Source organism: Streptomyces alkaliphilus, from assembly GCF_014141535.1.
In the GTDB taxonomy this organism is placed as follows: domain Bacteria; phylum Actinomycetota; class Actinomycetes; order Streptomycetales; family Streptomycetaceae; genus Streptomyces; species Streptomyces alkaliphilus.
Genome location: NZ_VKHT01000233.1, coordinates 1 through 5,989 on the forward strand (window position 1 = coordinate 1; position 5,989 = coordinate 5,989).

Sequence of the window (5,989 nt, forward strand, 5' to 3'; positions counted from 1 at the left end):
GGACCGGCGGGGAACGCCCTTCCCGGGCCCCGTCCGTCCCCGTCCCCGGTGACCGGATACCCGGTCACCGGGGAGGCCCCGGGTCGCTGTTTCCGCCGTCACCGGCGGCTCCCGAATTCCGTCCGGTCACCCGGCCCCGACGGCCGGTCGCCAAGTGATCCGGCCGGGGCGAGCCGGCGACGTTCTCGATGTCTTTCCCCATTGTCGGCGATATCCTCTTACGGTGCCATCGGCTCCGCGGAATTCCCGGGAGAACGAGCGGCCCGGCAATCGCCGAGTCGACGCGTATCACCTCCCGGCCATCTTCTCGGGCGGGGTGCCGGGACCCGTTCTCCCGCGCCCCCGGGTGTGATGGGGAGATCGGTGGGCTCCGTTTCGGGAATCGGATGGTGAGCCGGACGGAACGGGAGCGGGAGATGTTCGGGTATCCCCTGTGTCACCGTCACCGAAAAAGTATCCTCATCTCCTTCGGGATGGGCGGGACAACCACCGCGTGGGCGGGGCCGGAAACCCCCTTTCCTCCGGGTGCCCCGGGCATTCCGGGCGGGGCGGACCCCCTCGGTCGATTCACGATCCGGTGAGGACACGGATTTCGCCGGGTCGTCCCGGGCTCGAGGGGCCCGCGGGCCCTGCATCGAAACGGCGCGGGCGGGGAGGGGCGCCCCGTCGTCGGTTCGGGCGGCTGTCCGGGGACCGGCCCGGACGCCGGTGTCGTGGCCCCTCTCGAGGGCCGGGCGGGGGGCCGGTCCCGGGGGCTCCCGTGCCCGGTGTTCCTCGGCCCGGAAGAGCTCCCGGGCCATCGGGAGGACATTGACTCCCCGTCGTGGGGCGGGCGCCCCGGGCCGACCGCCGGATGGCCGGTCGAGGTGACTCCCCCGTGCCCCGTGGGCCCTCTCCCGGTGGTGCGAACGGGGACCTCACCGCTTCCGGCCCGGTATTCGCCGGACCCCCGGCCCACCGCCGGGAACGAGGTTCATCCTTCCGGGTGAAGATGAGGGGAACGTGTTGTGGGATTCCATCCCCGGAGGGTCTCGTAGGGGCCTCCCACTGCCACGCGGTGACGCCAAGTTGCCACGTTCATTGTCGGGTGCGAAGTAAAACTGACATGGTGATGCCATGTGCCGACCGAACGATCGGGAACGGAGTGGGGCGGGGTATCGATGCGACCGTCCCTGATGTCCCTGACCGACCGTCACCGCACCATTTTTCGCCATCCACGGGTGGGAAATCCGCCACCGGGTGCCGGTGAAGGATTACACATGCATCTTGTGAGGGAAGTGCGATGACCGGAGAAGAAGTGGAACACGCGATCGCGCAACTTCTTGCGCAAGATGTGCCGGCGCTACCGGAGCCCGGAGCGGAGTGCGAGCGCTGGTCCCTCATGCTCTCGACCTGTATCGAGTCGATCACCCGGATGGTGGCGGCCGACGATGGGGGCACGAGGGGGCACCACTGAGGGGACGACGGGCACGGTGCCCGTCCTCGATCGACTACGGTGTCGGCCCCCCGTCCGGTCACCGGGCCCCCGGGGCGGGGCGCCACCGGGCGCCGCGGGGGCGCAGCGATTTCGGTCCACTCTTCCGAAGTGGAGACAACGTGACGGCCGGATAGGTCTTCTGAGGTTTTCTTGAGGAAGCGTGCTTCCCCCATGGCACCTAGTTGTCACAGGGGGCTTCGTCGGCTTCCCACCTGCCGCGTCGGCCTTACGTTGGCACCGGCCACACTGGTTGACACCCCGCCCATAAGACGGGGCCCGGCAGGAGTGGATGTCGCGATGGAGACTGGGACGGGAATAGGTCTTGACAAGAAGTCCGAAACCCTCTACGTCAAACTTTTGCTCGGACTGAGATGGACTCCGGAGGAGCTGGGTCGAGAACTCGACCGGCGGGAAAGCGAGGTCATCTGTCTCATCGACGGGTTGCGGGAGGAGGGCCTGGTCGTCGCCTCCGGCGATGTGCCCGGCGCCTACCGCGCGGTCGAGCCCTGCGTGGCGCTGCCCGCACTGCTGTCCCGGCGTATGCACGCTCCACAGATGGCGCAGCCCAGGGCGGCGGCCATCGAACGATTCGTGAAACTGCACGAGTACACCACCGACCGGGTCTCCCGGCCCGACAGCGGACACAGCCGCGACGAGACCGCCACGCTGGTGGAACGTCTCATCGCCAGGGCGGAGCGGGATGTCATCTTCCTGGTTCCCGGCGGTTCCCCGGACGGCCCCGGCGATGTCGACGGCAGCTGCTTCGAATTGTCCAAGCCGATCATCGACATGTCCCTGCGGCGCGGGGCCACGGTGCGCTCCCTGTGGACCTCCTCGGCGCTGTCCCACCCGGCCGGTGCCGAACATGCCCGATGGATGGCGGACCAGGGAGCCCAGTTGCGCCATGTCGGTTCCCTGCCGGTTCGGGCGATCGTGGTGGACGGGGAGTTGGCGGTCCAGATCAGCGAGGACCGCACGGTCGCCCGGGTCGTGCGCGGTGGGGGCGGTCTGGAACGCCTGAACGCCCTCGCCGACCAGTTGTGGCAGCGGGGCGTCGGCCTGAGGTCCCCGGCAGGTCGAGCGGTCAGCACGGGACCGCGTCGTCCGCGCTCGGAGACGGTTCTGCGGCTGTTGGCCGAGGGCCTCACGGACGACGCGATCGCCCGCCGCCTCGGATGCAGCGTTCGCACGGTCCGCAACGACATCGCCTGTGCCATGAGCGCGTTGGACGCGCGCAGTCGTTTCCAGGCCGGGGCCCGGGCACGGCAGGTCGGGCTCATCTGACCCCGGGTCGCCCGCCCGCGGGTCGGGTCCCGCCGGCGCGGCATCGACGTGGCCCGGGCGCCGTGGAAGCGTGGCCCGGGGAACGGTCGGTCGCTTTCTCTCCTCCCCGGGGGCCGGCTCACGTCTCGCGGTCAACCCACCGGGACCCACCGGGAGGTCTTCGACTTCCCCGGGTCCGGGCGTGAGATCGCCGGCTTCCGGACCCGGCGGGCGGACGATCCGCCCCCGGCCGGACGTCGGACGGCGATCCCCGGTGCGGCCCCATCGGCGTCGCCCCACCACCGAACCGGACCCCGGGGCGGTGCGCGGGGGCGGGCGCCGGTCGCGCGGCACCGGGGAAGCGGTTCGGTCCCCTCGACATCCCGCACCGGCTCGGGGGGCGACGCCCCGGGCGGGGACGCCGTGGCCACGGGGCCCCGGGGCACCGCCCGGTGAGAGGCCCGCGGGCCGTCGGTGCAACTTCCTGAAGCACCGGGGGAAAGCGTGTCCGGCGTTTGTAGGGTTCCCGATACGAAGTTTTGCGATCCAGTTCTGCCGCGGTACGGACCACATGTGAGGGCATGATGCACGAGCGGGAGTTCAGAGCCTTTGTTTCGATCGCGGAAACCGGACGCATGGATGCCGCGGCGCGTCAACTGGGTTACTCCCAGCCGGCGATCACCTATCAGATCAAGTGCTTGGAACGGTCTCTCGGCTTCAAACTGTTCACCAGGCACCCCAGCGGCGCGCGACTGACCGGCGACGGGCGGATGATCCTGCCCTCGGTGCGTGCGGTGCTGATGTTGATCGACAGCATCCGGGAGCCGCACGGCGACCGGTCCGGCGAACTCCCGGAGGAGGGAGTGGCCGGGGGAACCGCCCTGCCCCTGGTCCGACGGCGTACCGCCTAGTGCCGCCGGCGGGGGATCCCGCACGAAGAACTCGTCCCGGGCCGCACCGACCTCCCACCGGAACCGCCGGTGGGGCGGCCGCGGGTGAACACCGAACACACCTGGAGGCAAGACGATGAGCACCAACCCCTTCGAGGACAACGACGCCCGGTACTACGTCCTCGTCAACGAGGAGAACCAGCACTCGCTGTGGCCCGCCTTCGCCGAGATCCCCGCCGGCTGGAGGGTGGTGCACGGGGAGGACGACCGCCGGGCCTGCCTGGACTACGTCAACGAGAACTGGACCGACATGCGTCCGCTCGGCCTCGTGCGTCAGATGGAGGGCACCCGGTAGGAGCGTCGCGGCGGAAAGGAGGATCATGCGCACGGAATTCACCGCCGCGGCGGTGCACCGGCCCCGGCCCCGGCCGCACGCCGATCGGGTGCTGGTGTGCCTGAGCTACTGCGGCGGTGGCACCGCGCCGTTCCGACGGTGGGCGACGACCCTGCCGGACGACGTGGAACTGGCGTTGATCTGCTATCCCGGCCGGGAGGCGCGGTTCACCACGCCGTTCGCCCGCGACTGGGTCGCCCTGCGCGACGACGTGGTGCGGGCCATCCGCGGCCTCGCCGACCGCCCCTACATCCTGTTCGGCCACAGCATGGGGTCGTGGATGGCCTTCGAGACCACCACCCAACTGGAACGCCTCGGGGTCACCCCGCCCTCGGCCCTCGTCGTCTCCGGGGGCGTGGCACCGCACAGACGCCGGGAGTCGGGCGGCCACGTGCCGCGCTCGGACGACAGCGACCACGCCCTGGTCCGGTGGATGAGGGAGTTCGGGCAGATGACGGCGGTGGTCGCCAACGAGCCGGAACTCGTCAAGCTCGCGGTGGAACTGCTCCGGGCGGATCTCGCGGTCTCGGAGTCCTACCGGTTCGTCGAGGGCTCCAGGGTCTCGGTGCCGCTGCGCGTGCTCTACGGCGCCGAGGACTCCGAACCCTTCGACCGTGTCGAGGAGCACTGGAGGTCCTTGGCGGACGGGGAGTTCGAGGCGGTCGAACTGCCCGGCGGACACTTCTACACGCCGGAGGTGTGGTCCGGACTGCCGCAGTGGTGCGTCCTTCCCGTCCCCCGCGCGGTCCACTAGCCGTACCGACCACGAGCCCGAGCCCTGCCGAGGGGACCGGGGCCTTCCGGACACCCGGAGGTCCCCGTCCCCTCGGCTTCCGGCGCTCGTGTGGTCTCCCGCCCCGGGGCGGGAGACCACACGAGCGCCGGAAGCCGGCCGGATGGGGCGTCAGTCCCCGGAGCCGCGCAGGACGCGCCTGCGGTCGTACAGGACCAGCAGGAGGGTCAGCCCCATCATCACGCCCAGAACCCCCCCGGCCTCCCGGGTCAACGCGCCCGCCAGCGGGTACTCCGGGGCGGGCTGCTGCATGTCGGTGAGGGTGAGCAGGTTGTAGACGCTGTAGGAGAACAGCATCCCCGAGGAGATCCAGGCCGCCGCCATGGGGGGAAGGAACCTCCGCGTCCCCCGCCGGGTGGTCAGCACCAGGATGCCCCACGCCCCCGCGAAGGCCCACGCGCCGGTGCTCAACGACAGCAGGTGCCACCACACATCGCGGTTGTCCAGCATGGCCGGGTCGAGGCCGAGGGTGCCGCCCGCCGCCCAGAACACCTTGACGCAGCCGAGCAGTACGCAGCCGGCCGCGACGAGTCCGGCCAGCGGCCTCTGCAGTGGCCGGGTGCCGCCCCGGGGCTCCCCGCAGTCGGTCGGACCGCCCAGCGCCTCCGGCCACCTCGCCCTGGCGTACCCCGCCAGGGCGAGTGGCAGACCGACACCCACCCCCACCAGCGAGATCATCACGAGGATCTGCTCGTAGATCCAGAAGTCGGGGGCGCCCGCCTCCTGATCCCGGCTCATCGCGGCCGGGCCGAGCACCGGGGCGAGCAGCAGCATGGGGACGAGCAGCCCGGTCCCCACCCACACGGGCAGGGCCACCAGCCACGCGGGCAGCCGTTCGCCCCAGGGCCTGGAGAAAGCCAGCGCCAACAGGATGCCGATGGCGGCCAGGATCGCCGTGGCCGCGTTGATCGCGCGCCAGTCGGCGCCGCCCATTTCTTCGGTCGGAATGAAGAGACCGAAACTCCAGACAATTTTTATCAGCAGATACGGCGTCACCGCTATAGCGGCTCCGTAACCGGATATTCTGCGCATCTTCGTCAGTCGGTCGGTCGGCCGCTCTGCCGTGGCTGTCATGTCGGCACGATATCCGGGCTCCGGCGGACCAGTCAAAGTTACCCGCTTATATCTGCGAATATCCGCCGAGCCCTTCCGGGCGGTTCCGGGTCGGGGGG

Annotated in this window: 6 protein-coding genes; 5 read left to right on the plus strand and 1 reads right to left on the minus strand. The window is 70.5% G+C overall.

Annotated features, from left to right (window positions below):
- The first annotated feature begins 1,282 nt into the window (after window positions 1–1,282).
- The 5 genes from FNQ90_RS09950 (at window position 1,283) to FNQ90_RS09970 (ending at window position 4,778) form a co-directional block, all read left to right on the plus strand.
- Complete coding sequence (locus FNQ90_RS09950; protein ID WP_182606037.1) at window positions 1,283–1,456, plus strand: hypothetical protein; 174 nt, start codon at window positions 1,283–1,285, stop codon at window positions 1,454–1,456.
- Between the two features lie 318 nt (window positions 1,457–1,774).
- On the plus strand, window positions 1,775–2,761 hold the full coding sequence (locus tag FNQ90_RS09955; RefSeq protein WP_182606038.1) for a helix-turn-helix transcriptional regulator: 987 nt from the start codon (window positions 1,775–1,777) through the stop codon (window positions 2,759–2,761).
- A 563-nt stretch (window positions 2,762–3,324) separates the two neighbouring features.
- Entirely contained in the window at window positions 3,325–3,651 is a 327-nt protein-coding gene (locus FNQ90_RS09960) for a helix-turn-helix domain-containing protein (protein WP_182606042.1), read from the plus strand.
- 115 nt (window positions 3,652–3,766) lie between these two features.
- A complete protein-coding gene (locus FNQ90_RS09965) occupies window positions 3,767–3,985 on the plus strand; it encodes an MbtH family protein (protein WP_182606039.1) in 219 nt (72 codons plus the stop codon).
- 25 nt (window positions 3,986–4,010) lie between these two features.
- Window positions 4,011–4,778, plus strand: a complete 768-nt coding sequence (locus FNQ90_RS09970) for a thioesterase II family protein (protein ID WP_182606040.1) — start codon at window positions 4,011–4,013, stop codon at window positions 4,776–4,778.
- A 150-nt stretch (window positions 4,779–4,928) separates the two neighbouring features.
- Here the strand turns inward: FNQ90_RS09970 and FNQ90_RS09975 are convergent, their stop codons facing one another.
- Complete coding sequence (locus tag FNQ90_RS09975; RefSeq protein WP_182606041.1) at window positions 4,929–5,891, minus strand: hypothetical protein; 963 nt, start codon at window positions 5,889–5,891, stop codon at window positions 4,929–4,931.
- Window positions 5,892–5,989 lie beyond the last annotated feature (98 nt).